General features: G+C 71.8%; 25 protein-coding genes. 20 read left to right on the plus strand and 5 right to left on the minus strand.

What is annotated here, in order from left to right; genetic code table 11:
• Nucleotides 1-103: 103 nt before the first annotated feature.
• Nucleotides 104-1,228 carry a tRNA 2-thiouridine(34) synthase MnmA gene (gene mnmA, locus AV521_RS33695; protein WP_076093903.1) on the plus strand — a complete coding sequence of 375 codons (1,125 nt, stop codon included), beginning with the start codon at nt 104-106 and terminating at the stop codon, nt 1,226-1,228.
• Between the two features lie 17 nt (nt 1,229-1,245).
• On the opposite strand, the gene AV521_RS33700 is transcribed toward mnmA, so the two are convergent.
• A complete protein-coding gene (locus tag AV521_RS33700; RefSeq protein WP_076093905.1) occupies nt 1,246-2,028 on the minus strand; it encodes an alpha/beta fold hydrolase in 783 nt (260 codons plus the stop codon).
• Between the two features lie 37 nt (nt 2,029-2,065).
• Complete coding sequence (locus AV521_RS33705) at nt 2,066-2,389, minus strand: DUF427 domain-containing protein (RefSeq protein ID WP_076093907.1); 324 nt, start codon at nt 2,387-2,389, stop codon at nt 2,066-2,068.
• Nucleotides 2,390-2,473: 84 nt separating this feature from the next.
• Here AV521_RS33705 and AV521_RS33710 point away from each other — a divergent pair, with 84 nt between their 5' ends.
• The 5 genes from AV521_RS33710 (at nt 2,474) to AV521_RS33730 (ending at nt 9,488) form a co-directional block, all read left to right on the plus strand.
• Entirely contained in the window at nt 2,474-3,013 is a 540-nt protein-coding gene (locus tag AV521_RS33710) for a TIGR00730 family Rossman fold protein (RefSeq protein WP_076093909.1), read from the plus strand.
• 7 nt (nt 3,014-3,020) lie between these two features.
• Nucleotides 3,021-3,719 carry an SDR family oxidoreductase gene (locus AV521_RS33715; protein ID WP_076093911.1) on the plus strand — a complete coding sequence of 233 codons (699 nt, stop codon included), beginning with the start codon at nt 3,021-3,023 and terminating at the stop codon, nt 3,717-3,719.
• Between the two features lie 50 nt (nt 3,720-3,769).
• Complete coding sequence (locus AV521_RS33720; RefSeq protein ID WP_076093913.1) at nt 3,770-4,777, plus strand: methionine synthase; 1,008 nt, start codon at nt 3,770-3,772, stop codon at nt 4,775-4,777.
• A gap of 15 nt (nt 4,778-4,792) precedes the next feature.
• The gene (gene ligA / locus AV521_RS33725; protein WP_076093915.1) at nt 4,793-6,991 is read left to right on the plus strand and encodes an NAD-dependent DNA ligase LigA; all 2,199 of its coding nucleotides are present in this window, start codon (nt 4,793-4,795) and stop codon (nt 6,989-6,991) included.
• A 259-nt stretch (nt 6,992-7,250) separates the two neighbouring features.
• Entirely contained in the window at nt 7,251-9,488 is a 2,238-nt protein-coding gene (locus AV521_RS33730) for a bifunctional diguanylate cyclase/phosphodiesterase (protein ID WP_076093916.1), read from the plus strand.
• A 110-nt stretch (nt 9,489-9,598) separates the two neighbouring features.
• On the opposite strand, the gene AV521_RS33735 is transcribed toward AV521_RS33730, so the two are convergent.
• Entirely contained in the window at nt 9,599-10,120 is a 522-nt protein-coding gene (locus tag AV521_RS33735) for a TetR/AcrR family transcriptional regulator (RefSeq protein ID WP_076093918.1), read from the minus strand.
• A gap of 101 nt (nt 10,121-10,221) precedes the next feature.
• Here AV521_RS33735 and AV521_RS33740 point away from each other — a divergent pair, with 101 nt between their 5' ends.
• The 13 genes from AV521_RS33740 to AV521_RS33800 all read left to right on the plus strand — a co-directional run bounded on the left by AV521_RS33740 (nt 10,222) and on the right by AV521_RS33800 (nt 22,800).
• Nucleotides 10,222-10,593: a DUF4267 domain-containing protein gene (locus AV521_RS33740; RefSeq protein WP_076093919.1), complete on the plus strand. Its 372-nt coding sequence runs from the start codon at nt 10,222-10,224 to the stop codon at nt 10,591-10,593.
• A gap of 28 nt (nt 10,594-10,621) precedes the next feature.
• Entirely contained in the window at nt 10,622-11,116 is a 495-nt protein-coding gene (locus AV521_RS33745) for a cupin domain-containing protein (protein ID WP_076093921.1), read from the plus strand.
• A gap of 97 nt (nt 11,117-11,213) precedes the next feature.
• The gene (gene gatC / locus AV521_RS33750) at nt 11,214-11,510 is read left to right on the plus strand and encodes an Asp-tRNA(Asn)/Glu-tRNA(Gln) amidotransferase subunit GatC (RefSeq protein WP_076093923.1); all 297 of its coding nucleotides are present in this window, start codon (nt 11,214-11,216) and stop codon (nt 11,508-11,510) included.
• A 5-nt stretch (nt 11,511-11,515) separates the two neighbouring features.
• Nucleotides 11,516-13,015: an Asp-tRNA(Asn)/Glu-tRNA(Gln) amidotransferase subunit GatA gene (gene gatA / locus AV521_RS33755; RefSeq protein ID WP_076093924.1), complete on the plus strand. Its 1,500-nt coding sequence runs from the start codon at nt 11,516-11,518 to the stop codon at nt 13,013-13,015.
• Nucleotides 13,012-13,254: a hypothetical protein gene (locus tag AV521_RS33760; protein ID WP_023546573.1), complete on the plus strand. Its 243-nt coding sequence runs from the start codon at nt 13,012-13,014 to the stop codon at nt 13,252-13,254. Before gatA ends, AV521_RS33760 begins: the two co-directional genes overlap by 4 nt.
• Before the next feature lie 16 nt (nt 13,255-13,270).
• Entirely contained in the window at nt 13,271-14,785 is a 1,515-nt protein-coding gene (gene gatB / locus AV521_RS33765; RefSeq protein ID WP_076093926.1) for an Asp-tRNA(Asn)/Glu-tRNA(Gln) amidotransferase subunit GatB, read from the plus strand.
• A 110-nt stretch (nt 14,786-14,895) separates the two neighbouring features.
• Nucleotides 14,896-15,219 carry a hypothetical protein gene (locus tag AV521_RS33770; RefSeq protein WP_076093928.1) on the plus strand — a complete coding sequence of 108 codons (324 nt, stop codon included), beginning with the start codon at nt 14,896-14,898 and terminating at the stop codon, nt 15,217-15,219.
• A 211-nt stretch (nt 15,220-15,430) separates the two neighbouring features.
• On the plus strand, nt 15,431-17,662 hold the full coding sequence (locus AV521_RS33775) for an MMPL family transporter (protein WP_076093929.1): 2,232 nt from the start codon (nt 15,431-15,433) through the stop codon (nt 17,660-17,662).
• Nucleotides 17,640-18,215, plus strand: a complete 576-nt coding sequence (locus AV521_RS33780) for a GNAT family N-acetyltransferase (protein ID WP_076093931.1) — start codon at nt 17,640-17,642, stop codon at nt 18,213-18,215. Before AV521_RS33775 ends, AV521_RS33780 begins: the two co-directional genes overlap by 23 nt.
• Nucleotides 18,216-18,260: 45 nt before the next feature.
• Entirely contained in the window at nt 18,261-18,881 is a 621-nt protein-coding gene (locus AV521_RS33785; RefSeq protein ID WP_076093933.1) for a hypothetical protein, read from the plus strand.
• Between the two features lie 206 nt (nt 18,882-19,087).
• The gene (locus tag AV521_RS33790) at nt 19,088-19,279 is read left to right on the plus strand and encodes a hypothetical protein (RefSeq protein ID WP_076093934.1); all 192 of its coding nucleotides are present in this window, start codon (nt 19,088-19,090) and stop codon (nt 19,277-19,279) included.
• A 212-nt stretch (nt 19,280-19,491) separates the two neighbouring features.
• On the plus strand, nt 19,492-22,533 hold the full coding sequence (locus tag AV521_RS33795) for an AAA family ATPase (RefSeq protein ID WP_179023588.1): 3,042 nt from the start codon (nt 19,492-19,494) through the stop codon (nt 22,531-22,533).
• Between the two features lie 48 nt (nt 22,534-22,581).
• The gene (locus tag AV521_RS33800; protein ID WP_076093936.1) at nt 22,582-22,800 is read left to right on the plus strand and encodes a DUF6191 domain-containing protein; all 219 of its coding nucleotides are present in this window, start codon (nt 22,582-22,584) and stop codon (nt 22,798-22,800) included.
• Nucleotides 22,801-22,837: 37 nt separating this feature from the next.
• Here AV521_RS33800 and AV521_RS33805 read toward each other — a convergent pair whose 3' ends face one another.
• Together AV521_RS33805 and AV521_RS33810 are read right to left on the minus strand one after the other, a co-directional pair.
• Nucleotides 22,838-24,007: a sorbosone dehydrogenase family protein gene (locus AV521_RS33805; protein ID WP_179023582.1), complete on the minus strand. Its 1,170-nt coding sequence runs from the start codon at nt 24,005-24,007 to the stop codon at nt 22,838-22,840.
• Between the two features lie 98 nt (nt 24,008-24,105).
• Complete coding sequence (locus AV521_RS33810) at nt 24,106-25,104, minus strand: aldo/keto reductase (protein ID WP_076093940.1); 999 nt, start codon at nt 25,102-25,104, stop codon at nt 24,106-24,108.
• A gap of 76 nt (nt 25,105-25,180) precedes the next feature.
• Between AV521_RS33810 and AV521_RS33815 the strand changes: the two genes are divergently transcribed.
• Nucleotides 25,181-26,134, plus strand: a complete 954-nt coding sequence (locus AV521_RS33815; protein ID WP_179023584.1) for a 2-hydroxyacid dehydrogenase — start codon at nt 25,181-25,183, stop codon at nt 26,132-26,134.
• Nucleotides 26,135-26,461: the final 327 nt, after the last annotated feature.

The raw sequence follows: 26,461 nt of genomic DNA on the forward strand, positions 1-26,461 counted from the left end.
TCGCAGGTCTAATTCCAGGGTAAATCGGTACCTATCATGCGCAAGGGGTCCGGCCTTGATTTTTTCGGAGCCGCGTCCCGGAGCCCCGTACCCTGGAGGGGCTATGACTGAGACACCGCAGCGCCCCCTCCGCGTCCTCGCCGCCATGTCCGGTGGAGTCGACTCCGCCGTCGCCGCCGCGCGCGCCGCGGAAGCCGGCCATGACGTCACCGGCGTCCACCTCGCGCTCTCCGCGAACCCGCAGTCCTTCCGGACTGGCGCGCGGGGCTGTTGCACCATCGAGGACTCCCGTGACGCCCGCCGCGCGGCCGACGTCATCGGCATCCCGTTCTACGTGTGGGACCTCGCCGACCGGTTCCGCGAGGACGTGGTCGAGGACTTCATCGCCGAGTACGAGGCCGGCCGCACCCCCAACCCGTGTCTGCGCTGCAACGAGAAGATCAAGTTTGCCGCCCTGCTCGACAAGGCGCTGGCCCTCGGCTTCGACGCGGTCTGCACCGGTCACTACGCCAAGGTGATCGTGCGCGAGGACGGCTCGCGTGAGCTGCACCGCGCCTCCGACATGGCGAAGGACCAGTCGTACGTGCTCGGTGTGCTCGACGACAAGCAGCTCGCCCACGCGATGTTCCCGCTCGGCGACACGGTCACCACCAAGGACGAGATCCGCGCCGAGGCCGAGCGCCGCGGCCTGGCCGTCGCCAAGAAGCCCGACTCGCACGACATCTGCTTCATCGCCGACGGCGACACCCAGGGCTTCCTCGCCCAGCGGCTCGGCAAGGCCGAGGGCGACATCGTCGACGAGTCCGGCGCCCGGCTGGGCACGCACGAGGGCGCGTACGGTTTCACGATCGGCCAGCGCAAGGGCCTGCGCCTCGGCACCCCGGCCCCCGACGGCAAGCCGCGCTACGTCCTCGACATCTCGCCGGTGAACAACACCGTGACCGTCGGCCCGGCCGCCGCCCTGGACGTGACCGGACTGACGGCGATCAAGCCCCGCTGGTGCGGCACCGCCCCCACCGGCCCCGGCACCTACACCGCCCAACTGCGCGCCCACGGCGGCGAGACCGAGGTCAGAGCGGAACCGGTCGACGGCGAGCTGCGCGTCAGCTTCACCGAGCCGGTCCGCGGCGTGGCCCCCGGCCAGGCGATCGTCCTGTACGACGGCACGCGCGTGGTGGGCTCGGCGACGATCGCGACGACCACGCGCGCGACGGCCGCGGCGGTGTAACCGCCGCCGACCGCCGCTCACCCCGCGACGAACTCCGCCAGCACCGGCCCCAGCACCTCCGGCTCCACCATGTGGGTCTGTCCCTCCAGAACCCGGTAGGTGCCCCGGGGCACGGTCCGGGCGACCGCGCGGGACGCGTCGCGCATCCACTCCGGGCTCGCCCCGCCCGCGACCGACAGCACCGGTACGGAGATCGCCGCCAGCCGCTCGCGCGGGAGCAGGCCGTCGCCCATGACCGTGTCGTCGTGCGCGAGGCTCGGCGCGACGGCTTCCATCCCGGCCCACATCGGCGACTGCCGGGCGCCCTGGATCATTTCCTCGCCGAGGCCGGTCAGCCGCAGGAACAGCTCCACCGCGTCCCCGCGCCGGCCGTCCGCGAGCGCCTTGGTCAGGTTCTCCTTGTACGCGGCCTCCCGCTCGGCGCCGCCCGCCAGCGTGTCGGCGTACGGCACCTCGTACACCGCCGCCCGGGGGATCGGCAGCCCGCTCGCCGCCGCCTCCAGGACCAGCGCTCCGCCCGAGGAGACCCCGAACAGCACCGCGTCGCCGCCCACGGCCTCGACCAGCGCGGCCAGGTCCTCGACCTCGCGCCCGACCGAGTACGGCGCCGTGTCACCGCTCGCGCCGCGGCCCCGGCGGTCGTAGACGACGGCCGTGCAGCGGTCCGCGAGCCGCTGTGCCAGGGGCGCCATGGTGCCCCCGGTGGACATGGCGCCGCTCACCAGGATCACCGTCGGCCCCTGGCCGGTCACTTGGTACGCGAGGGCGGTGCCGTCGCGCGAGGTCGTCTTCTTGTCCATGCCGGTGCAGACTGCCGTACCGGCATGAACTCATCGCTCACGACACGTCGACGTCGTAGAAGCAGTAGTGATCCTTGATCTCCGCCACGTCCGGCTTCGGCTCCGGGTACGCCCACACCAGGTCCGCCGCGTCCGGCAGCGACCAGTAGGAGGCAGTGCCCTTGAAGGGGCACACGGTGTGTGTGCCGGAGGGCGTCAGCAGGTCGAGGCGTACGTCCTCGGCGGGGATGTAGTACCGAACCGGGCTGCCCGTCTCGCGCAGCACCAGCGGACGGTCGGACTCCGCGAGCACCAGATCGCCGTGCACCACGCGCACGTGCCGCTCGCTCTTCTCGATGGTGATGGTGTGTCCTTGGCTCATATCTGGACAGCACCGGCGGGCCCGCGCTTCTTCCCGCGCACGGCGCCTCTTCCCGCGTACGGCGCGAGCCGTACGGTAGGGACCATGAACATCTGCGTCTTCCTGTCCGCCGCCGACCTCGACGAGCGTTACACGCGCCCCGCGCGCGAGTTCGCGGAGCTGGTCGGGCGGGCCGGCCACACCCTGGTCTGGGGCGGCTCCGACGTCGGGCTCATGAAGGTCGTCGCCGACGGAGTGGAGGAGGCGGGCGGCCGGCTGCTGGGCGTCACCGTGGAGTTCCTCGCGAACAAGTCACGGCCCGGCGTCGACGAGATGGTCATCGCCGCCGACCTCTCCGAGCGCAAGAAGCTGCTGCTGGAGAAGGCGGACGCCGTGGTGATCATGGTGGGTGGCACCGGCACGCTGGACGAGGCCACGGAGATCCTGGAGCTGAAGAAGCACGGCCGCGCCGAGAAGCCGGTCGTCCTGCTGAACACCGCGGGCTTCTACGACGGTCTGCGCGAGCAGTTCCGACGCATGGAGGACGAGGGCTTCCTGCCGCGTCCGCTGTCCGAGCTGATGTTCTTCGCCGAGGAGCCGGCCGGGGCCCTGGCCCACCTGGAAGAGCAGCTCGGCGTCCACTGATGCGAGCATGGCGGTCATGGCTACTCATGTGATCACCGGGGCCGGGTCCGGCATCGGCGCGGCAGTCGCCCGCCGTCTGCACGCGCGCGGGGACGAACTCGTCCTGCACGCGCGCGACGCAGGCCGTGCGAAGGAACTGGCGGCCGAGTTCCCCGGCGCCCGGACCCTGGTGGGCGACCTCGCCGACCCGGACAAACTGTCCTGGGCCTTCTCGCACCAGACGCTCCCGGACCGCGTGGACTCGTTGCTGCACATCGCAGGCGTCGTCGACCTGGGCGAGGTCGGCGACCTGACCCCCAAGTCCTGGCGCCACCAGCTCAACGTCAACCTGATCGCGCCCGCCGAGCTGACAAGGCACTTCCTGCCCCAGCTCCGCGCGGCCCGCGGCCATGTGATCTTCGTCAACTCCGGCGCGGGCCTCAACGCCCATGCCGGCTGGTCCGCGTACGCCGCCTCCAAGCACGGCCTGAAGGCCCTCGCCGACTCGCTCCGCCACGAGGAGCACGGCAACGGCGTCCGCGTCACCTCGGTCTACCCCGGCCGCACGGCCAGCCCCATGCAGGCCAAGGTCCACCAGCAGGAGGGCAAGGACTACGACGCCGCGAAGTGGATCGACCCCGAGTCGGTGGCCACGACGATCCTGATGGCTCTGGACCTGCCGAGGGACGCGGAGGTCAACGACCTGACGGTACGTCCGGGGCGCTGACCGCTTCATCGGCGGAGTCGGGTGGCGGGTGTTCGGCATACCCTGCCGGGGTGAGTGAGAACAGCCAGTTCAGGTTTCCGGGGGCCACCGGAGTCGGGTCCATGCCGGGCGGCGATGCGCGCGAGGCCGCGAAGACAGTCACCGGCACCTTCGAGGACTTCCCGTTCCTGCCCGAGCTGCCCGCCCGCGGGCCCGGCGCCGACATGATCGGCCGTACCGCGGGCATGCTCGTCGAGCTGTACGCGCGCGTGGAGCCCAGCGGCTGGCGGATCGGGGACCGGCCGGGCCGGGACACCAAGCGGGCCCGGTCCTGGCTGGGGGAGGACCTGGACGCCCTGGAGGAGTTCACCCAGGGGTACGAGGGCGATCTGAAGGTGCAGGCGGTCGGGCCGTGGACCCTGGCCGCCGCCCTGGAGCTGAAGAACGGCGAGGCCGCCCTCGGCGACCCCGGCGCCTGCCGTGATCTCGCCGCCTCGCTCACCGAGGGGCTGCGGCTCCACCTCGCCGAGGTGCACCGTCGGATCCCCGGCGCCCGGCTCGTCCTCCAGCTCGACGAGCCCTCCCTCACCGCCGTACTGCGCGGACAGGTCCGTACCGCCAGCGGCTACCGCACGCACCGCGCCGCGGACCGGCAGGTCGTGGAGGCCACCCTGCGGGACGTGATCTCGGTCCATGGCGAAGGGCCCGTGATCGTGCACTCCTGCGCCCCTGACGTGCCGTTCGCGCTGCTGCGCCGGGCCGGCGCAGCGGCCGTCTCCTTCGACTTCTCGCTTCTCACCGAGCGTGACGACGACACGATCGGCGAGACCGTCGAGGCCGGCACGCGGCTGTTCGCCGGAGTCGTGAGCGGGACTCAAGGGCCATTGTCAGACCCTGCCGGTAGCGTCATGGGTGTCAGGACGCTGTGGCGCAGGCTGGGGCTGCATCCGGGGTTGCTCACGGAGGCGGTCACGGTCACCCCGGCGTGCGGTCTCGCGGGCGCTTCCCCCACGTACGCACGCCAGGCGCTCGCTCACTGCGTCCGGGCGGCGAGATCCCTCGCGGACAACCCAGAGTAACGGGAGGACACAACGGTGGCCGGCGACAAGCAGCAGGCGGAGACGGCAGTGCCCGCCGAGGCACGTGAGAAGCACGCGCAGCTCGCTGAGCAGATCGAGGAGCACCGCTTCCGGTACTACGTGAAGGACGCTCCCGTCATCAGCGACGCCGAGTTCGACAAGCTCCTGAAGACCCTGGAGGCCCTGGAGGAGCAGTATCCGGAGCTGCGCACCCCGGACTCGCCGACCCAGAAGGTCGCGGGTTCGTACGCGACGGAGTTCACCGCGGTCGAGCACCGCCAGCGCATGCTGTCGCTCGACAACACCTTCAACGACGAGGAGCTGGCCGCCTGGACCGAGCGCATCGCGCGCGAACTCGGCGACCAGGAGTACCACTTCCTGTGCGAGCTGAAGGTCGACGGCCTCGCGGTCAACCTGACGTACGAGAACGGCCGCCTCACGCGCGCGGCCACCCGGGGTGACGGCCGTACCGGAGAGGACATCACCCCCAACGTCCGTACGATCGCCGAGATCCCGGACCGGCTGCAGGGCGACAAGGTCCCCGACCTGGTCGAGATCCGCGGCGAGGTCTACTTCCCGATGGAGAAGTTCCTCGAACTGAACGAACGCCTGGTCGCCGCCGGTGACAAGCCCTTCGCCAACCCCCGCAACGCCGCAGCCGGTTCGCTGCGCCAGAAGGACCCGAGGGTCACCGCCACCCGCCCGCTGCACATGGTCGTCCACGGCATCGGCGCCCTGGAGGGCTTCACGGGCATGACCCGGCTGTCCCAGGCCTACGACCTGCTGAAGACCTGGGGCCTGCCCACCTCCCCGCACAACCGCGTGGTCGACGATCTCGACGGCGTACGGCAGTTCATCGCCCACTACGACGGCGAGATGCGCCACTCCGTGGAGCACGAGATCGACGGCGCCGTGATCAAGCTGGACGAGATCCGCCTCCAGGGCCGCCTCGGCTCCACCGCGCGGGCGCCCCGCTGGGCGATCGCGTACAAGTACGCGCCGGAAGAGGTCAACACCAAGCTCGTCGACATCAAGGTGGGCGTCGGCCGCACCGGCCGGGTCACGCCGTACGCCCAGGTCGAGCCGGTCACGGTCGCGGGCAGCGAGGTGGAGTTCGCCACCCTGCACAACCAGGAGGTCGTCAAGGCCAAGGGCGTCCTCATCGGGGACACGGTCGTCATCCGCAAGGCCGGTGACGTCATCCCGGAGATCCTCGGCCCGGTGGTCGACCTGCGCGACGGCAGCGAGCGCGAGTTCGTGATGCCGAGCGAGTGCCCCGAGTGCGGCACACCGCTCCGGCCCATGAAGGAGGGCGACATCGACCTCCGCTGCCCCAACGCCCGTACCTGCCCGGCCCAGTTGCGCGAGCGCGTCACCTACCTCGCGGGCCGCGAGTGCCTGGACATCGAGGGCTTCGGCGCGGTGGCCGCCGCCGCGCTCACCCGCCCGCTGGAGCCGGCCGACCCGCCGCTGGTGGACGAGGGCGACCTGTTCGACCTGACGGTGGAGAAGCTGCTGCCCATCAAGGCCTATGTCCTCGACCCCGACAGCGGTCTGCCCAAGCGGGACCCGAAGACGGGCGAGGAGAAGGTCGTCACGGTCTTCGCCAACCAGAAGGGCGAGCCGAAGAAGAACACCCTCGCCCTGCTGGAGAACATCGAGGCGGCCAAGCAGCGCCCGCTGGCCCGGTTCCTGAACGGCCTGTCCGTCCGGCACGTCGGCCCGGTGGCCGCGCAGGCCCTCGCCCGCGAACTCCGCTCCGTCGACCGCATCGAACAGGCCACCGAGGAGGAGCTGGCGGCCACCGACGGCGTCGGCCCGACCATCGCCGCCGCGCTCAAGGAGTGGTTCGCCGAGGACTGGCACCGCGAGATCGTCCGCAAGTGGAGGGCCGCCGGAGTCCCGCTGGAGGACGAGTCCACCGGCGAGGACGAGGGCCCGCGCCCGCTGGAGGGCCTCACCGTCGTCGTCACCGGCACACTGGAGCACTTCACCCGGGACGGCGCCAAGGAGGCACTGCAGAGCCGGGGCGCGAAGGTGACCGGATCGGTGTCGAAGAAGACCTCGTTCGTGGTTGTGGGTGACAACCCGGGATCGAAGTACGACAAGGCCATGCAGGCGAAGGTGCCGGTGCTGAACGAGGACGGTTTCAACGTCCTCTTGGAGCAGGGCCCCGAAGCGGCGGCCGAAGTCGCGCTTTCGACCGAGGAGTAGCGGTTGAAGGCCACCCGTTCGGCGCATATCAGTTGCATACGGGTGGCCCGGGCGCATTCGGGCAACCGTCGACGACCGGTGCCCGTGGAAGCCTTCCGCGGCCTACTGTTGAGATGTGCACCTGCCGTGCCCGGCTGCGGTTGGGGCATCCTCGTGCGCTCCCGGCGTGCGCGGAAGGTCGCTTCAACGCGGAGCTGCTGATGGGTGTCGGACATCGGGCCGCGTGGCGTGGGCACCGCCGGCTGTGAGAGGGACGGGAATGGAACCGACCGAGAGCGTCGCCCCGGACTCACGGCTACGCCTGTGCCGCCGCGCGATCACCTGGCGCGGGACCCGGTGGCCGGCGCGGGGCCACGGCCGTACGGGCCAGGCCCGTACGGCCGGACCGCGCACCGCCGCCGACGCCCACCCGCCCATACCCCTGGCCATCGAATCTGCCCCCGGCCTGAGCGGCGCCGAACCCGAACGGCATCTGTCCTGGCCCGCACTGCCCGCAGCCGTCGTGGCCGCCGCCGCGTTCGTCCTCGGCGCCGGCTTCTACCGCGGCTTCAGCGGCCACCACGCCCTCTTCCCGAGCGGCGCCGTCGGCTGGTCGCTGGCCCTGCTCACCGGCGTCATCGTCGGCCACCTGGTGATGCTGGGCCGTGCCCGCTGGTGGGGCGGCACCGGTTCCGGCGCCGCCCTCACCCTCGCCGTGCTGCTGCTGTACGGCTGGGTGCCCGCCGGCATGGTCAGCCTCACCGTCGTCGTCCTGGTCGGCATCGCCCGGCGCCACCGCTGGCGGCAAGGCGTGCTGCACGGCGCGGTGGACATCCTCGGCATCGGCGCAGGCGCCCTGCTGCTCGGCGCGTTCGGCCGCGTCCCGAGCGTCGAGACACCCTGGCGGCCGGACAGCTGGAGCATCGCCACCGCACCCGAGGTCGTCCTCGCCGCCGTCGCCTATCTCGCGGTCAGCCGGGGCCTGCAGTGGTATCTGTACGCCCCGCGCACCGGCAAGGTGCCCACCGTGGCCCGGACCGCCCTGGTCAGACAGGGCCTGGTCGCCGTCGCGCTGCTCGGCATCGCACCGCTGCTCTGCGTCGTCGCCGACGCCCAGCCGATCCTGCTTCCGCTGTTCGCCATCCCCCTCATCGCCCTCGACTCCACCCTGTGGATGGCCCGCGCGCGTGCCGAGGAGCAGCTGCGCGACCCGCTGACCGGGCTGCCCAACCGGCAGTGGCTGCTGGAGCGGATCTGGACGGCCCTCGACGACGCGGAACGCATCGGCGCCCGCTCGGCCCTCATGCTGATCGACCTCGACCGGTTCCGTTCGGTGAACGACACCCTCGGTCATCTCGCCGGTGACCGGCTGCTGCTCCAGATCGCCGACCGGCTGCGGCTCGCCCTGCCGCGTGGAGCGGAGGCCGCGCGGCTCGGCGGCGACGAGTTCGCCGTGTTACTGCCCGTCGCCGACTCCACCACGTCGGCCACGCGGATCGCCCGCGGCCTCGTCGCCGCGCTCAGCTCCCCGCTCGATCTCGACGGGCTCACCCTCGTCCTGGAGGCCAGCGCCGGCGTCGCCGTCTTCCCCGACCACGCCCTGGACGCCGAAGGCATGCTGCGGCGGGCGGATGTGGCGATGTACCAGGCGAAAAGGGATCGTACGGGCGTGGAGGTGTACGAGTCCAAGCGGGACTCCAACACCCCGGACCGGCTCGGCCTGCTGGGCGATCTGCGCCGGGCGCTGGACGCGCACGAGGTGCAGCTGCACTACCAGCCCAAGGTCCGCTTCGACGGTCAGGTCGCGGGCCTTGAGGCGCTCGTCCGCTGGGTGCATCCGGAGCGAGGGAAGGTTCCGCCGGACGAGTTCATAGCGATCGCCGAGTCCTCCGGACTGATGCCCCATCTGACGGAGTACGTCCTGGAGACCGCGCTCGGACAGGTCGCCAAGTGGCGCGCGCAGGGGCTGCGGGTGCCGGTGGCCGTGAATGTCTCGCCGCGTGATGTGCATACGCCCGGTTTCGCCGGATCGGTCGCGGCCCGGCTGGCCCGGCACGGGGTCCCTGCGGGCGCCCTGCAGCTGGAGATCACCGAGCATGTGCTGCTGGAGGATCCGCAGCGGGCCGCCGACACCCTCGCCGGGCTCACCGGGCACGGCGTGAAGATGTCCCTGGACGACTTCGGCACCGGGTACTCGTCCCTGGTGCATCTACGGCGGCTGCCGGTGAGCGAGCTGAAGATCGACCGCTCCTTCGTGGCGCGGCTGGCCGTGGACAACGAGGACGCGGAGATCGTGCGCTGCACGGTCGATCTGGCGCATTCGCTGGGGTTGCTGGTCGTCGCCGAGGGTGTGGAGGACGACGAGACGTGGGAGCGGTTGCGGGACCTGGGGTGTGACGCCGTGCAGGGGTGGCTGGTCGCCGCGGCGATGCCGCCCGAGGAGACCACGGCGTGGTTGCGGGCGCGGGGGTCCCGTGGGTGGCAGAGGCCGCGCGCCGCGCTGCCCGCTGCCGAATGACGTTTCCCGCCCGCCCGTTCCACTTGGTCGACTGGCGGGTCTTCGCCGTGTGTCCTGGTCGGCGTCGGCGGGTGCGGGTTCGGTGTGGCTTGTCGCGCTGTTCCCCGCTCCTAGGGGGTTTGCGGTCGGCCTGCTGTGAAGTGGCTGACCAGTAGCGCCCAGAACGTCTCCGTCAGCAGGTCCGGGCCCTCGCCCTCGGACCTGATCGGCTCCACGACCACGAGCAGTTCCCCGAACGCCTCCCGGAGCGGCGCCGGTGCTTCCTCCGTCGCGAAGGGCAGATCGACCAGGTGCGTGAACATCGCGTCGTAGAGGGCGGGCCGGTGGCCGGCGAAGGATGTGCAGGTCTCCGCCACGGCCGCCAGTGCCTCCCGCGTGCCTCGTACCGCCGTCCGCGCCTGCCGTAGCTCCGCCGCCAGGTCGGCGCAGCCCTGTACCGCGACCGCCGCCGTGATCGCGTCCTTGCCCTTGAAGTGGCTGCGGGGGACCGGCTGGCTGTACTCGATCTCGGCGGCCGGCCGGCGTGTGGTCACCGCGTCCCAGTCTTCGTCCTCGGCCAGCTCCCGTGCGGCCGTCACGATCAGCCGCTCACGTTCCGCTCGTTCGCGCTCCCGGCGCGTCCGGACCGCCATGAGCTCGAATTCTAGCAGCGCTAGCTAATCTGTCGGCGCTCTGCTAGCTTGGCTCCTGTTCCTAGCATTGATAGAACAGCCACACAGGGGGGGAGACCCACATGACCGTCACCGCGTACACCCTGGCCGTCCTGCTCGACCTGTTCTGCGTGTTCCTCGGCTACCGGTTCCTGTTCCAGCCCGGTCCCGCCGCGGCCGGGTACGGCGTCCCGGCCGACCCCGCCGGCGATGCCCGCGCCTACCTCTCGATCAAGGGGCTCAGGGACGGCACCTTCGGTCTGCTGGGCCTGGCCCTGCTGGCCTTCGCCGGAGCCCGTGCCGAGGCGCTGTTCATGCTCTGTGTGGCGCTCGTCCCGCTCGGCGACACGCTGAACGTCCTGCGCAACGGGGGTACGAAGGCGGTCGCCTTCGGGATCCACTTCGCCACCGCGGTCGTTGTACTGATCAGTGCGGGTCTGCTGTTCGCCGTCTGATCACCCGGTCACTCACAAGGGGCGTCCCATGTCGCTGTTCGTACCGAAGTTCGAAGAATCCGTGATCGTCCGCGAGGCGGAGGCCGAAGTCGTCGGCCGCGCTCCCGCCACCGTCCGCCTGCTGGCCGACAGCAGCTCGACCGGCGGCGCCCTGTCCACCCAGCGGGTCACGCTCACCCAGGGCGCCGACGGCGCCAAGCCGCACTGGCACGACCACTCCGCAGAGATGTTCTTCCTGCTCGACGGCGCAGCCGACATCCTCTCCGGCGAGGACGTCGTCACCGCCGGCCCCGGCGACCTCGTCGTCGTCCCGCCCGGCAAGCCGCACGCCTTCGCCGCCGTACCGGGAGCCGACGCCGATCTGCTCATCGTGATCACACCCGGTGTCGAGCGCTTCGAGTACTTCCGCCATCTGCGGCGCATCGCCCTCGGCGAGGCCACCCCGGAGAGCCTCCTGGAGGTGCAGGAGCTGTACGACAACCACTTCCTGAAGAGCGCCACGTGGGACACCCGGCACCGCTGAGGACGGGGCCCCGGGAAACCGTTTCACGCGCAGCCGGGCCAGCCCCATAGGATTGGGGCTGGCCCAAACCACACACACTCACCCAGAGGATCGCTGCATGCCTGGCATCACGCGCGAGGAGGTCGCCCACCTCGCCCGGCTGGCGCGTCTGGAGCTGAAGCCCGAAGAACTCGACCACTTCGCGGGACAGCTGGACGACATCATCGGCGCGGTCGCCCGCGTCAGCGAGGTCGCCGACCAAGACGTACCGCCGACCTCGCACCCGCTTCCGCTGACGAACGTCATGCGGACGGACGAGGTCCGTCCCTCGCTCACCCCCGAGCAGGCGCTCTCCGGCGCCCCGGCCCAGGAGCAGCAGCGTTTCAAGGTGCCGCAGATCCTGGGGGAGGAGTGACCGACATGACGGACAGCAACATCATCAAGCTCACGGCCGCGCAGATCGCCGACAAGATCGCCTCCGGCGAGCTGACGGCCGTCGAGGTCACCGAGGCCCATCTCGCCCGGATCGAGGCCGTCGACGAGAAGGTGCACGCCTTCCTGCACGTCGACCGCGAGGGCGCCCTCGCTCAGGCCCGCGCCGTGGACGCGAAGCGGGCGCGCGGCGAGAAGCTCGGGCCGCTGGCCGGCGTCCCGCTCGCGCTCAAGGACATCTTCACCACCGAGGGCGTGCCCACGACCGTCGGCTCGAAGATCCTGGAAGGGTGGATCCCGCCGTACGACGCCACCCTCACCAAGAAGCTGAAGGCCGCCGACGTCGTCATCCTCGGCAAGACCAACATGGACGAGTTCGCCATGGGGTCCTCCACCGAGAACAGCGCCTACGGGCCGACCGGCAACCCCTGGGATCTCACCAAGATCCCCGGCGGATCGGGTGGCGGTTCCTCCGCCGCGCTCGCCTCCTTCGAGGCCCCGCTCGCCATCGGCACCGACACCGGCGGCTCCATCCGTCAGCCGGCCGCCGTCACCGGCACGGTCGGCGTGAAGCCGACGTACGGCGCGGTGTCCCGCTTCGGCATGGTCGCCTTCTCGTCCTCCCTGGACCAGGGCGGGCCCTGCGCCCGTACGGTCCTGGACGCAGCCCTGCTGCACGAGGTGATCGCCGGTCACGACCCGCTCGACTCCACCTCCATCGACGCCCCGGTCCCCCCGGTCGTCGAGGCCGCCCGCAACGGCTCCGTGGCCGGCATGCGCGTCGGCGTGGTCAAGCAGTTCCGCGGCGAGGGCTACCAGGCCGGTGTCATCCAGCGCTTCGACGAGTCGGTCGAGCTGCTGAAGGAGCTGGGCGCCGAGATCGTCGAGCTGGACTGCCCGTCCTTCGACCTCGGACTGTCGGCGTACTACCTGATCGCGCCCTCCGAGTGCTCCTCCAACCTCGCCCGCTTCGACGGCCTGCGCTACGGCCTGCGGACCGGTGACGACGGCGGCCACTCGGCCGAGGAGGTCACCTCCCTCACCCGCGAGGCCGGCTTCGGCCCCGAGGTGAAGCGCCGGATCATGCTCGGCACGTACGCGCTGTCGAGCGGCTACTACGACGCGTACTACGGCTCCGCGCAGAAGGTCCGCACGCTCATCACGCGCGACTTCGAGAAGGCTTTCGAGCAGGTTGACGTCATCGTCTCGCCGACGACCCCGACCACCGCCTTCCCGATCGGCGAGCGTGCCGACGACCCGATGGCGATGTACCTCGCGGACCTGTGCACCATCCCGACCAACCTGGCGGGCAACGCGGCCATGTCCCTGCCCTGCGGCCTCGCCCCGGAGGACAACCTCCCGGTGGGCCTGCAGATCATCGCCCCGGCGATGCAGGACGACCGCCTGTACAAGGTGGGCGCCGCCGTCGAGGCCGCCTTCGTGGAAAAGTGGGGACACCCGCTCCTTGAGGAGGCTCCGTCGCTGTGAGCAGCGCTCTGTCGAAGGCCAAGGGCTTCAAGAAGTCCAAGTCCGGTACGTACCTGTCCATGGCCACCACCGCGTTCGGCGCGGTCGGTGTCGCCAAGCAGATCAAGAAGGCCCGAGCCGAGCACGACACGCTGCGGCTGATCGACGCGACGGTGTCCGCCGTGGCGATCGTGACCGGCCTCGCGATCCTCTACCGCGAGCTGAAGCGGCTGGGCGACGACGACGTCCTGCTGGGCTGAGAGGGAAGTTTTCACCGTGACCACCACGACCGACCTGGTGTCGTACGAGGACGCGCTGGCGTCGTACGACCCCGTCATGGGCCTTGAGGTCCATGTCGAACTCGGCACCAAGACCAAGATGTTCTGCGGGTGTTCGACCGAGCTGGGCGCCGAGCCCAACTCGCAGACCTGCCCGACCTGCCTCGGCCTGCCCGGCGCGCTCCCGGTCGTCAACGCGACCGGCGTCGAGTCCGCGATCAAGATCGGTCTCGCGCTGAACTGCGAGATCGCCGAGTGGTGCCGCTTCGCCCGGAAGAACTACTTCTATCCGGACATGCCGAAGAACTTCCAGACCTCCCAGTACGACGAGCCGATCGCCTTCAACGGCTATCTCGACGTACAGCTGGAGGACGGCGAGACCTTCCGCGTGGAGATCGAGCGCGCCCACATGGAGGAGGACACCGGCAAGTCGACCCACGTGGGCGGCGCGACCGGCCGTATCCACGGCGCGCAGCACTCCCTCCTCGACTACAACCGCGCGGGCATCCCGCTCATCGAGATCGTCACCAAGCCGATCGTCGGGGCGGGCGAGCGCGCCCCCGAAGTGGCGAAGGCGTACGTCCGTGAGCTGCGCGAGCTCATCCGTGCCCTCGGCGTGTCCGAGGCCCGCATGGAGATGGGCCAGATGCGCTGCGACGTGAACCTGTCGCTGATGCCCAAGGACGCCGACAAGTTCGGCACGCGCTCCGAGACGAAGAACGTCAACTCGCTGCGTTCCGTGGAGCGCGCGGCCCGCTTCGAGATCATGCGGCACGCCGCCGTGCTCTCGTCCGGCGGCACGATCGTCCAGGAGACCCGCCACTTCCACGAGGACACCGGGTCCACGACCTCGGGCCGCGTGAAGGAGGAGGCCGAGGACTACCGGTACTTCCCGGAGCCCGACCTCGTGCCGGTCGCGCCCACGCGTGAGTGGGTCGAGGAGATCCGCGCGGCCCTGCCCGAGATGCCGCTGGCCCGCCGCACCCGGCTGCTCGCCGAGTGGGGCATCTCCGCCACCGACATGCAGGCGATCCTCAACGCCGGTGCGCTGGACCCGATCGTCGCCACGATCGAGGCCGGTGCCGACGCCGCCTCCGCCCGCAAGTGGTGGATGGGCGAACTGGCGCGCAGCGCCAACGAGTCGGGCAAGGCGCTGGACGAGCTGGCCATCACCCCGGAGCAGGTGGCCCGGGTGACCTCTCTCGTCGCCGACGGCTCCCTGAACGACAAGCTGGCCCGCCAGGTCATCGAGGGCGTCCTCGCGGGCGAAGGCACCCCGGAAGAGGTCGTCGAGAAGCGCGGTCTCAAGGTGGTTTCCGACGATTCGGCCCTTGGCACGGCCGTCGACGAGGCCATCGCCGGCAACCCCGGCATCGCGGACAAGATCCGCGGCGGCAAGGTGGCCGCGGCCGGCGCCCTGGTCGGCGCGGTCATGAAGGCGACCCGAGGTCAGGCCGACGCGGCTCGCGTCAAGGAACTGATCCTGGAGAAGCTGGGCGTGAGCGAGGGCTGAGCCCGCACCGCGCACCGTACGGCCCCGGAAGGCTCGCCCTCCGGGGCCGTACGCATCTCCGGGCGCCCCGCTCCCCCTGCTCTCGGCCGGAGGTACTACGCTCGCCCGCCATGAGTGGACGCACCGATTCCGATGCCGGACCCGCCATAGCGGAGGACGCGGAGCAGCAGATCGGGGAGGAGCCGATCGCAGAGGCTCGTCGGGCCCGTTGGATCGCGGCCGCCACCGGGGTGCTGCTGGCGCTCGTGGGGCTGGCCGCCGCGCTGGTACGGTTCACCGGTTCCGCTCCGGCCCGTGTCCCCGCCGCCTTCGCCCTCGGCTCGGCCGTGTGCGCGCTCGCCGCGGTGCTCGGGGCCAAGGGCCGTACTCGCAGGGCCTTGTGGCTGTTGATCGTGGGGACCATGGTCATGGCGTTCGGAGATCATTCCGACTGAAGCGTACGAAGTGCCGCCTGAGGTGACAGAGTTCGCCGGAGTGTCCTGTGACGTCCCTCCCACTCTTGTGAATAAGCCCACGAACGCGGCAAACGATCACTTTCGCCTGCAAGAGTGTCCTGCGATTCCTCATACGTTCTTTGCGGGCTGTTCAGCTTTTGGGCGATCGTTCCCGGCCAAAGATCCACACATCGTCCCTGGGAGCACGTCCGTGGCAGACCTCGCCCGTTGGTGTGTCCGGCATCGGCTGGTCGCGGTGCTGCTGTGGCTGCTCGCCTTCGGCGGGGTCACCGCTGCCGCCGCCGTGGCCGGTTCGGCGTACTCGAACGACTACGAGGTCCCCGGCACCGAGTCCGGCCGCGCGACACAGCTGCTCGAAGAGGGGTTCCCGGGGCTCGGCGGGGACAGCGACACCGTGGTCTGGCACACCGCCACCGGCACCGTCCGCGCCTCCGACGTCGAGCAGACGATGACCCAGACCCTGGACCGGATCGCCGCGCTGCCCGGCATCGCCTCGGTGACCGGCCCGTACAGCGGCCAGGGCGGGCACCGGATCAGCGCCGACGGCCACACGGCCTACGCCACCGTCACCTTCACCCGGTCCGTCGAGCACATCGGCGCCTCCGAGGCGCGGGCCGTGGTGCGCACCGCCAAGGCCGCCGAGGCCGACGGACTCCAGGTCGAGCTGGGCGGCAGCGCGATCGGGCTCACCGCGTCCCCGCGCGAGCACACCGCCGAGCTGGTCGGCGTAGTCGTCGCGGCCGTCGTGCTGTTCCTCGCCTTCGGCTCGCTCGCCGCCTCGCTGCTGCCGATCGCCACCGCGCTGGTCGGCGTCGGCACCGCCTACGCCGGTATCGGGCTGCTCGGACACGCCATGACCGTCGCCGACTTCGCGCCCATGCTCGGCATGCTGATCGGCCTCGGCGTGGGCATCGACTACGCACTGTTCATCGTGACCCGGCACCGGCGCGGTCTGAATCGCGGCCTGAGTGTCACCGAGGCCGCCGTGAACGCCGTGGCCACCACCGGACGCGCGGTCGTCTTCGCGGGTGCGACGGTGTGCATAGCCCTGCTGGGGATGCTGACCCTGCGGCTGGGCTTCCTCAATGGGGTCGCCGTGGCCGCCTCGTTGACGGTCGTGCTCACCGTCGCCGCCTCGGTCACCCTGCTGCCCGCCCTGCTGTCGTACCTCGGCTCCCGCGCCCTCAGCCGCCGCGAGCGGCGCCGGCTCGCCGAGCACGGGCCGCGCCCGGAACTGCCCACCGGTCTCGCCGCCCGCTGGTCGGCGCTGGTGGAACGCCGCCCCAAGCTGCTCGGCGCGCTCGCCGTCGCCGTCATCGCCGTACTCGCCGTGCCGACCCTCTCTCTCCACCTCGGCACCTCCGACCAGGGCAACGACCCGCGCACCGCCACCACCCGCAAGGCCTATGACCTGCTCGCCGAGGGCTTCGGACCCGGCGTGAACGGGCCGCTCACCCTGGTGACCCGGGTGGACGGCGCCGCCGACAAGCTCGCCCTGGACAACCTCGACACCACTCTGCGTGACACTCAGGGCGTCGCCTCCGTCACCCCGGTCGTCTACGACACCGGCGGCGACACCGCCTGTCTCACCGTCGTCCCCGGCTCCGCGCCCCAGTCGCAGGACACCAGCGACCTCGTGGACCGCCTGCGCACCGAGATCCTGCCGCGCGCGCAGACCGGCACCTCCCTGGACATCCAGGTCGGCGGGGTCACCGCCGGCTACGACGACTTCGCGGATGTGATCGTCGGCAAACTGCCGCTGTTCATCGGCGCGGTCATCGGGCTCGGCTGTCTGCTGCTGCTCGTCGCGTTCCGCTCGCTCGGCATTCCGCTGAAGGCGGCCCTGATGAACATCGCCGCCGTAGCGGCCGCGTTCGGTGTCGTCGTCGCCGTCTTCCAGTGGGGCTGGGGCAGCGAACTGCTGGGTCTGGGCCGGGCAGGGCCCATCGAACCGTTCCTGCCGGTGATCATGGTGTCGGTGTTGTTCGGCCTCTCCATGGACTACCAGGTGTTCCTGGTCAGCCGGATGTACGAGGAGTGGCTGGAGACCGGGGACAACCGGCGCGCCGTCCGCGTGGGCCTCGCCGAGACCAGCCGGGTCATCAACTCCGCCGCGGTCATCATGATCTCGGTCTTCCTCGCCTTCGTGCTCAGCGGCGACCGGGTCATCGCGATGTTCGGCATCGCGCTGGCCGCCGCCGTCGCCCTGGACGCCTTCGTGCTGCGCACCCTGCTGGTGCCCGCGCTGATGCATCTGCTCGGCGCCGCCAACTGGTGGCTGCCCGCCTGGCTGGAGCGCCGGCTGCCCCGCGTCAGCATCGAGCCGCCCGAGTGCCGCGCCGCGCATGAGAGGCTCGGCAGGATGCCGGTGGAGGAACTGCGGGAGGAAGGACACCCCGATGTACGCGATATCCCTGGGTGACGACGGTGCCGAGCTGCGGCCCCTGGAGGTCTGGCACGCCGAGGAGGTGCTCGCGAACATCGACCGGGGACGGGAGTTCATCGGCCGGCACATCGGGTTGCCGGACGTGGTGTCCGACCTGGCGGGCGCCCGTTCCTGGGTGAAGTCGTACGCCGACAGGCGCGCCGTCGACGCCGGCAGCCTGCACGGCATCTGGCTGGACGGGAAGCTGGTCGGCGGTCTGCTGTTCCGGGTGTGGGACACCCCGAGCGGTGTGTGCGAGGCCGGCTGCTGGCTGGAGCCGGCGGCGGCCGGGCGCGGGCTGGTCACACGGGGTATGCGGGTGCTGCTGGACTGGGCCTTCGAGGAGCGCGGTATGCACCGCGTGGAGTGGCACGTGTCCTCGGCCAACGAGCCCAGCGTCAACGTGGCCCGGCGGCTCGGGATGACCCGCGAGGGCGTGCTCCGCGAGAACTTCCCGCACCGGGGCGCGCGGACCAGCACCGAGATCTGGTCCGTGCTCGCCCCGGAATGGCACGCGGCACGCGCGCGTACGCCGCGCAACGATCATTGACGATCATTAAGAGACTTCTCAGACAGCGTCCGTACGGTGCCTCGCATGGCTACGAAGACTGAGGAAGGCGCCGAGGCCGGCACCACGGCCGGCATCGAGACGCACAACGACGACGAGACGAGGGCGAAGACCGGGACGGCCGGGGAGACCGCAAGGGCCGAGGAGACCAAGACCACCGCAGCGGCCGACGAGGTCGACGAGGCCGAAGGGGCTGAGGACTCCGAGGGCCTCGATGCCGAGGAGGGCGCCGACGACGGTGACGCCAAGGTGCCCTCCGGGGTCGGTCAGGGCGCCGGTGCCGTCGTGTCCGCCGCGCTGGGCCTCGTCTCGCTCAGCGGCGGCTGGATCGGCACCATAGCGGGCGCCCGCGAGCAGCTCGTCGGCCAGCTGCGGACCCCCTCCACGGCGGGCGTCGCCACCCAGATCAAGGCGGTCTACGGCAATGCCTGGCACAGCACCGCCCTGTGGGCCGGCCTGTTCGCGCTGGCCGCGCTGCTCACCGGCGTGGTCGTGCTCGCCCGGCCCGCCTTCGGCGTGCCCGGCCGTCCGCAGGCCCCCTGGATCAAGTCGGTCGCCTGGGCGGGTGTCTGCCTCGGTGTCATCGGCCTGCTGCTGGCCGTACTGAAGTACTCGGACGCCCTGCTCGGCCTCCCCTCGACGGGCTGAGCACCGGCTGAGAACCCGCAGTTCACCGGGGCCTTAGGGAATCCATGAGCACCTTATGGACTCCCTAAGGCCCCTTACGCGCGCGTGCGGCCCGTACGCCGCCCGAAGATGCGGAACTCTCCCGATGTGGCGCACCCCCCTGGGAGACGAAGGTTGAGGCATCGCGGAAAGCGACGCACCACACCGACTCTCCCCGAAGGACCGCCATGATCGAGTTCGAGTACCACAAGATGCGCTCCGCCCAGCTGATCCGTGAGGCCGAGCAGCAGCGCCTGGCCCGCGAGGTCGCCCGGGCCCGCCGCACCACCCGCCACGAGGCCGCAGCCGGCCACGACGGCACGGCCGCCGAGTCCCATACGGGCCGCCCCCGCCGGCGCCGGATCCCGCGCACCGCGTGAACCCCGGACCGACGGACCGGGGCCGGACGGAGGGCGGTCGCACGGGGGTCGGCCGCCTTCCGGACCTTCCCGACCAGGGTCGTACGACCGCCCAGCGCGGTGGTACGACCCGTCCGTCCGTTCCGTCTGTGGATACGGCTCTCCCGGCCGCCGGTACGACGATCGCACCGGAGCTGTGGAAAACGGGTGCCCCGCCGTCCGGACCTCGTGCGATGCTCGGGCCCGTGGAGACCAGGTCCGTCAGTCCCGTGTTCGTCGGCCGCACCGACGAACTGGACACGTTGAACGACAAGCTCGCCCGCGCCCGCGCCGGCGAGCCGCAGGCGCTGCTGCTCGGCGGCGAGGCCGGGGTCGGCAAGACCCGCCTCGTCGAGGAGTTCGCCACGGCCGCCGCCCGGCACGCGGTCGTCGCCGTCGGCGGCTGTGTGGAGATCGGCGCCGACGGGCTGCCGTTCGCCCCCTTCTCCACCGCGCTGCGCGCCCTGCGCGACGCCCTGCCCGAGGAGTTCGCCACTGCCGCGCGGGGACAGGAGGAGGAACTGGCCCGCCTCCTGCCCGACCTCGGCGAGGCCGGCGCCGGCCGCCATGACGAGCAGGGCATGGCCCGCCTGTTCGAACTCACCGCCCGCCTTCTGGAACAGGTCGCCGCCGCACAGCCGGTCGTGCTGGTCCTGGAGGACCTGCACTGGGCCGACGCCTCCACCCGGCATCTCCTCGCCTACCTCTTCCGCACGTTGCGCGCCGGCCGGCTCCTCGTCCTCGCCAGCTACCGCTCCGACGACATCCACCGCCGCCACCCGCTGCGCCCCCTGCTCGCCGAACTCGACCGGCTGCGCACCGTCCGCCGTATCGAACTCGCCCGCTTCACCCGCGAGGAGGTCGGCCGCCAGATCGCCGGCATCCTCGCCGCCGAACCCGACCCCGCCCGCGTCGACGAGATCTTCGAACGCTCCGACGGCAACGCCTTCTTCGTCGAGGAACTCGCCGTCGCGGCCTCGGAGGGATGCTGCACCGGCCTGACCGACTCGCTGCGCGACCTGCTGCTGGTCCGGGTCGAGGCGCTGCCCGAGAGCGCCCAGCGAGTCGCCCGGATCGTCGCCGAGGGCGGCTCCACCGTGGAGTACCGGCTGATCGCCGCCGTCGCCGGGCTCTCCGAGGACGACCTCATCGAGGCGCTGCGGGCCGCCGTCGGCGCCAACCTCCTCACCGCCACCCAGGCCGGCGACGGCTACCGCTTCCGCCACTCCCTGGTCCGCGAGGCCGTCGCCGACGACCTGCTGCCCGGCGAACGCTCCCGGCTCAACCGCCGCTACGCCGAAGCCCTGGAGGCCGACCCCGCGCTCGTCCCGGCCGACGCACGGGTGATGCGGCTGGCCAGCTACTGGTACCAGGCCCACGACGCCGCCAAGGCCCTGCCCGCCGTCCTGGACGCCTCCGTGGTAGCCCGCCGCCGGCACGCCTACACCGAGCAACTCGGGCTGCTGGAGCGGGCGATGGAGCTGTGGGACAGTGCCCCCGAGGACGTGCGCTCCGCCCTGCGCCCGGTCGACTACACCGAGGTCTACCCTCCCTGCGGCTGCGACCCGGCCAGCACTCCGCTGCGCTATCTCGACCTGATGGCCGAGGCCGCCGTCGCGGGCCGCTTCGGCGGTGAACGCGAACGCGCCCTGAAGATCACCAAGCGGGCGCTGCGCCTGCTCGAAGACGACCCGGACCCCTTGCGCGCCGCCTGGTTCTGGGTGCAGCGCTCCCGGCTCGTCCAGGCCCAGGCCCGCGGCGACGGCTGGCAGGAACTGGGCACCGCCCAGGACCTGGTGCGCGGCCTGCCGCCGTCCGAGGTGCACGCCGAGGTGCTGGCCCTCGCCGCCGGCTGGTCCATGCTGCACCGGCCCGGCCCCGAGGCCTTCGCCGCCGCCGAGCGCGCTGTGGAGTACGCGCGCATGGTCGGCGCCCGCCACATCGAACTGCACGCCCGCCTCACCCTCGGCGGCCTCCGGGTGGACTCCGGTGACTACGAGACGGGCCTGGCGGAGATGCGGCAGGTGCTGCGGGACACCCTCGCGGAGGGCGTGCACGATGTCGCGGGCCGCGCCTATGTGAACCTGCCGTCCGAGCTGCAGAGCGTCGGCCGCGACCGGGAGGCCGCCCCCCTCCTGCGCGAAGGCATCGCCTTCGCCCGCAGATACGGGCTGCTGGACTCCGAGATCTGGATGCGGGGCAACCTGTCCGAGGCGCTCTACTCGCTCGGACAGTGGGCCGAGGCCGCCGAGGCCGCCACCCGCGCGACCGGGGTCGGCCACAGCGCCAAGCCGCGCGGCGCGGGCGCCCTGCGCCTGGCCCATCTCGCCCTTGCCCGCGGCGACCTCGCCGAGGCGGCCCGGCAACTCGCCGCCGCCCGCGCCCACTGGGGCACCCACGACCCCATGCCCCAGCAGTCCCTGCCCCTGGCCCGGGTCGCCCTCGGCGTCGCCGCCGAGGAGGGCCGCATCGGCGACGCCCGTGCCGAACTGCTCCGCGCCCTGGACGCCGGTTTCCCGCCCGGCACCCACCGCTACGGCTGGCCGCTGCTGCGGGCCGCCGCCACCGCGGAGGCCGAGGCCCGCACCCTGCCCGCCGCCCAGGACGGCCGCGCCGAGATCCTCGACCGCCTCCGCGAAGCCACACGGACACTCGCCACCGGCGTCCCGCTCTGGCAGGCCTACGACCACTGGACCCGCGCAGAACTGCGCCGCGCGGAGGCCACGGACACCGCCGAGGACTGGTCGCCGGTCGTCACCGCCTTCGAGTGCCTGGACCGCCCGTACGAACTCGCCCGGGTCCGCCACCGTCTCGCCGCGGCACTCCTCGCCGCCGGCGGCGACGCCGAGCGCGACCGCGCGGTGGAACTGCTCCGGCTGGCCGTGGCGGTCGCCGCCCACCTCGACGCCCGGTCCCTCGCCGACGCCGTCGCCCGGCTCGCCCAGCGCGCCCGTCTCACCCTGACCCGCGCCTCCCGAGAGGCCCTCGCCCCGGCCGACCCGGTCGCGGCCCTCGGCCTCACCAGCCGGGAGCGGGACGTGCTGCGCCTGGTCTCGGCCGGCCGCACCAACCGCCAGATCGCCGAGGAGCTGTTCATCTCCCCGAAGACCGCGAGCGTCCACGTCTCCAACATCCTGAGCAAGCTCGGCGTCTCGGGCAGGGGCGAGGCGGCGGCGACGGCACACCGGCTGGGCCTCTTCCCGGCCGAGACGCTCACTGCCGGTACGGCGGGGTGAGACCTACGCTGGAGAAGAGCCGTAACGTGACAAAGCGGGGGAGTTTCCATGTTCAACGCCTTCGAGGAACTGTTCGCGCCCGGCCGCAAACACACGCGGGACGAGCAGAACCGGCTGGAGCTGACCCGCGAGGACGTGGGGGACGCCGACCCCGGGCGGGGTCCGATAGACCTGGCCTCGGGGAAGGCGGTCATACGCCGTCCCGGAGCACCGCCCGCCGAGGAGGAGCCGGCGGAGAGCCGGCACGAGGGCGCCCAGGAGGCGTGAGCAGTTCACCGACGAGGCGTGAGCGGTCCGGCGGGCGTCACTTCACCTTCGCCTCCAGTACCCGGTCGTCCCCCTTCGCCGGGTGTCCCGGGCCGTCCGTGTCGCTCGTCACCAGCCACACCCTGTCGCCGCCCGCCGCGAGCACCGTGCGCAGTCGGCCGTACGTCCCGGTGAGGAAGGCCTGGGGCGGTGCCGAGGCTTCCGTGTCGCGCAGCGGGATGCGCCACAGGCGTCGGCCCTTCAGACCGGCCGTCCAGATCACGCCGTTGACGTAGGCGATGCCGCTGGGGGAGGTGTCGCCGGTGTGCCACTGGGCCAGCGGGTTCTGGAGGGCGGCGTCGGAAGACCTGCCCTCGGCCCGCGGCCAGCCGTAGTTCCCGCCCGGCTTGATCGCGTTCAGCTCGTCCCAGGTGTCCTGGCCGGACTCCGGGGCGAACAGACGCTGTTTGTCGTCCCAGGCCAGGCCCTGGACGTCCCGGTGGCCGTACGAGTACACCGGGGAGCCCGGGAACGGGTTGCCCGGAGCCGGTTCGCCCTCCGGGGTCAGGCGCAGGATCTTGCCGCCCAGGGACTTCTTGTCCTGGGCCAGGCCAGGCCGGCCGCTGTCGCCGGTGCCCGCATACAGCATCCCGTCCGGGCCGAACGCGATCCGGCCGCCGTTGTGGAGGGAGCCCTTGGGGATGCCCTTGAACACCGTGTCCGGAGCGCCCAGTTGCTCACCGGCCGGTTTGCGCTCGTCGTACAGCATGCGGACGATGCGGTTGTCCGAGGCGGAGGTGAAGTAGGCGTAGATCATGTGGTCCGAGGCGTAGTCGGGGGAGAGGGCGATGCCCAGCAGTCCGCCCTCGCCGCCCGGGGAGGCTCCGGAGACCTTGCCCAGCTCGCTCGTGCGGCCCGTCGTCGCGTCGATCCGCAGGATCGTGCCGTCGTCGCGGGAGGACACCAGCAGACCGCCGCCGGGCAGCGGGGCCAGCCCCCACGGCGTCCTCAGGCCCTCGGCGACGGTGCGCAGCACCCGCACCGAGCCCTCGGCCGCCGGGACCGGTTCGGTGGCCCGGCCGGAGGGAGGCGCGCCCGCCGTCGTACCCGGGGACGCCGTCCGCCCGGGGCCGATCGGGAAGTGCCCTCCGCCGGCGGAGCAGCCGGCCGTGAGCAGGAGGGCGGCCATGGCCAACACGGCCGGCACAGCTCGACGTTGCACGATCATGGTCCCTTCGAGGCGGTGGTCCAGCGGCAGGTGCTACTTCTCATACACCGCCCGCCCGGCCCGGGTTCCCGTTCCCCGCGACCGATCTCCGGAACCGGTCAGTCCCACGACCCCTGGGCCGCCGGCAACCGGGACACCTCCGCCAAGTCCGCCTCGGTCAGGCGCAGTTCGGCCGCCGCCGCGTTCTCCACGGCCCAGCGTTCCTGCTTCGTGCCCGGAAGGGCGATCACATGGCGGCCCTGGGCCAGCACCCAGGCCAGGGCCACCTGGGCCGGGGTGACCTGCTCGCCGTGGCGGCGCGCGATGCGGCGCAGGCCCGCGACGATCGGCTGGTTGGCCGCCATCATCTCGGCCGTGAAACGGGGATGGCGGGCCCGTATGTCGTCCGGTTCGAAGCCCTCGCCGGGGGTCAGCGTGCCGCTCAGAAAGCCGTTGCCCAGCGGCATCCCCGCGAGGAGGCCCACGCCCCGCGCCTCGCACCAGGGCAGCAGCGCCCGCAGGGCCTCCGGCGACCACACCGACAGCTCCGCCTCCACCGCGGCCACCGGGAACACCTGCTGCACCCGCTGCAACTGGCGCAGGGTGCCGTCGTACAGCCCGGCCCCGGAGCGGCGGCCACCGCGCGCACCCATCGCGCACAGGCCCAGCGCCCGCACCTTGCCGGCCCGCACCAGCTCGGCCATCGCGCCCCAGGTCTCCTCGACCGGGACCTCCGGGTCGGCGCGGTGCAGCTGGTAGAGGTCGATCACGTCCGTCTGCAGGCGCCGCAGCGAGGCGTCGCAGGCCCGCTTCACATACCCGGGGCGGCCGTTGGCCACGATGTGCTGCTCGCCCACCAGCAGCCCCGCCTTCGTGGAGACGAATGCGTCCGCGCGCCGCTCCTTCAGCACCCGGCCCAGCAGCAGCTCGTTGGTGAACGGGCCGTACATGTCCGCCGTGTCGAGGAGGTTCGAGCCGAGGTCCAGCGCCCGGTGCACGGCTCTGACCGATGCGTCACCCCGCTGCCGCGACCCGCTGTACGCCCAGCTCATCGGCATGCACCCGAGTCCGACGGCCCCCACCGCGAGTGCCCCCGCGCCGATCGTCCTGCGCTCCACCTGCTCGTGACCCTCCCTCTGCCCGGCCCCCAACCTAACCTCTGCACGCGCGCGTACCTGACATAGCCTCCATGCCATGAGTGCAGACGTGTGGCTTCCCATCGCGCCGCAGGAGATCGAGGGGCTTCCCCAGGGGCCCCGGTACCTGTTCTGGGACGGCGGCGAGGACGGTGACCAGCCCTTTCCCGGCGACCCGGCGGACTGCGTCCTGTACGTGGTGCCGTACATGAAGCGAGGGCCGGTCAAGGTACGCCCGCTGGAGCGGCTGACCGGCGTCCGGGTCATCCAGACGCTGACGGCGGGCGTCGACGACGTCACCGCGCGGCTCTCGGCCATCCGGCCGGGCGTCCAGCTGTGCAACGCGCGGGGGGTGCACGAGGCGAGCACCGCCGAACTCGCCCTCACCCTGACCCTCGCCTCCCTGCGCGGCATCCCCGGATTCGTCCGCGCCCAGCAACAGCAGCGCTGGGAGAGCGCGTTCCATCCCGCTCTCGCCGACAAGAACGTCCTCATCGTCGGTTACGGCGCGATCGGCGCCGCCATCGAAGACCGGCTCACGCCCTTTGAACTCGCGCGGGTGGCGCGCGTCGCGCGCTCTGAGCGCACCACGGCGCGCGGTCCGGTGCACCCGCTCACCGAATTGCCCTCACTGCTTCCGGACGCCGACGTCGTGATCCTGTCCACGCCCTTGACGGAGGCGACGCGAGGGCTGGTGGACGCCGAATTCCTCGGGCGGATGAAGGACGGGGCGCTGCTGGTGAACGTGGCGCGCGGGCCCGTCGTCGACACCAAGGCGCTGCTCGCGGAGCTGGAGAACGGCCGTATCAGCGCGGCCCTGGACGTCACCGATCCCGAGCCGCTGCCGCCCGGACACCCGCTCTGGCAGGCCCCCGGCGTGCTCATCAGCCCCCATGTGGGCGGACCCTCCTCGGCCTTCCTGCCACGCGCCAAGCGGCTCCTCGTCGACCAGCTGACCCGGTTCGTGAATCACGAGCCCCTGCGCAACGTGGTCCTCACGACGGGCGCGTAAACCGGCTTTCGGCACCCTCCGCAACCCCCCGGACGCGGCCTGTACTTGCATCCCCGCTGGTCGTCACGGAGCGTAGAGAAGCTATGTCCCTGAGTGACGATCCTGGTGTATCGTCCCGACAGGGGCTGCGCCGCCGACGTACGGCGCCGGGGATGGACATTTCAGATTTTGTGAGGGGGGCGACGGGCGATGCACGGCCTATGGACGAACGATCCGACGCGGCGGAGCCGCCGACGGCGGCCCTGGCGCACAGCCACGCGCAGGCGTGGCCACCACACCAGCCATCACCAGCGGAGGCACAGCGCCCGCAGGAGGCACACGCACCCA

The sequence above is a fragment of the Streptomyces sp. IMTB 2501 genome (assembly GCF_001953885.1).
Lineage (GTDB): Bacteria > Actinomycetota > Actinomycetes > Streptomycetales > Streptomycetaceae > Streptomyces.

Coding starts and splice junctions, on each gene's coding strand:
- mnmA (WP_076093903.1), top strand. CDS start 104: ATGACTGAGACACCGCAGCGCCCCCTCCGCGTCCTCGCCGCCATGTCC.
- AV521_RS33700 (WP_076093905.1), bottom strand. CDS start 2,028: ATGGACAAGAAGACGACCTCGCGCGACGGCACCGCCCTCGCGTACCAA.
- AV521_RS33705 (WP_076093907.1), bottom strand. CDS start 2,389: ATGAGCCAAGGACACACCATCACCATCGAGAAGAGCGAGCGGCACGTG.
- AV521_RS33710 (WP_076093909.1), top strand. CDS start 2,474: ATGAACATCTGCGTCTTCCTGTCCGCCGCCGACCTCGACGAGCGTTAC.
- AV521_RS33715 (WP_076093911.1), top strand. CDS start 3,021: ATGGCGGTCATGGCTACTCATGTGATCACCGGGGCCGGGTCCGGCATC.
- AV521_RS33730 (WP_076093916.1), top strand. CDS start 7,251: ATGGAACCGACCGAGAGCGTCGCCCCGGACTCACGGCTACGCCTGTGC.
- AV521_RS33735 (WP_076093918.1), bottom strand. CDS start 10,120: ATGGCGGTCCGGACGCGCCGGGAGCGCGAACGAGCGGAACGTGAGCGG.
- AV521_RS33740 (WP_076093919.1), top strand. CDS start 10,222: ATGACCGTCACCGCGTACACCCTGGCCGTCCTGCTCGACCTGTTCTGC.
- AV521_RS33745 (WP_076093921.1), top strand. CDS start 10,622: ATGTCGCTGTTCGTACCGAAGTTCGAAGAATCCGTGATCGTCCGCGAG.
- gatC (WP_076093923.1), top strand. CDS start 11,214: ATGCCTGGCATCACGCGCGAGGAGGTCGCCCACCTCGCCCGGCTGGCG.
- gatA (WP_076093924.1), top strand. CDS start 11,516: ATGACGGACAGCAACATCATCAAGCTCACGGCCGCGCAGATCGCCGAC.
- AV521_RS33770 (WP_076093928.1), top strand. CDS start 14,896: ATGAGTGGACGCACCGATTCCGATGCCGGACCCGCCATAGCGGAGGAC.
- AV521_RS33780 (WP_076093931.1), top strand. CDS start 17,640: ATGTACGCGATATCCCTGGGTGACGACGGTGCCGAGCTGCGGCCCCTG.
- AV521_RS33785 (WP_076093933.1), top strand. CDS start 18,261: ATGGCTACGAAGACTGAGGAAGGCGCCGAGGCCGGCACCACGGCCGGC.
- AV521_RS33790 (WP_076093934.1), top strand. CDS start 19,088: ATGATCGAGTTCGAGTACCACAAGATGCGCTCCGCCCAGCTGATCCGT.
- AV521_RS33795 (WP_179023588.1), top strand. CDS start 19,492: ATGCTCGGGCCCGTGGAGACCAGGTCCGTCAGTCCCGTGTTCGTCGGC.
- AV521_RS33800 (WP_076093936.1), top strand. CDS start 22,582: ATGTTCAACGCCTTCGAGGAACTGTTCGCGCCCGGCCGCAAACACACG.
- AV521_RS33805 (WP_179023582.1), bottom strand. CDS start 24,007: ATGATCGTGCAACGTCGAGCTGTGCCGGCCGTGTTGGCCATGGCCGCC.
- AV521_RS33815 (WP_179023584.1), top strand. CDS start 25,181: ATGAGTGCAGACGTGTGGCTTCCCATCGCGCCGCAGGAGATCGAGGGG.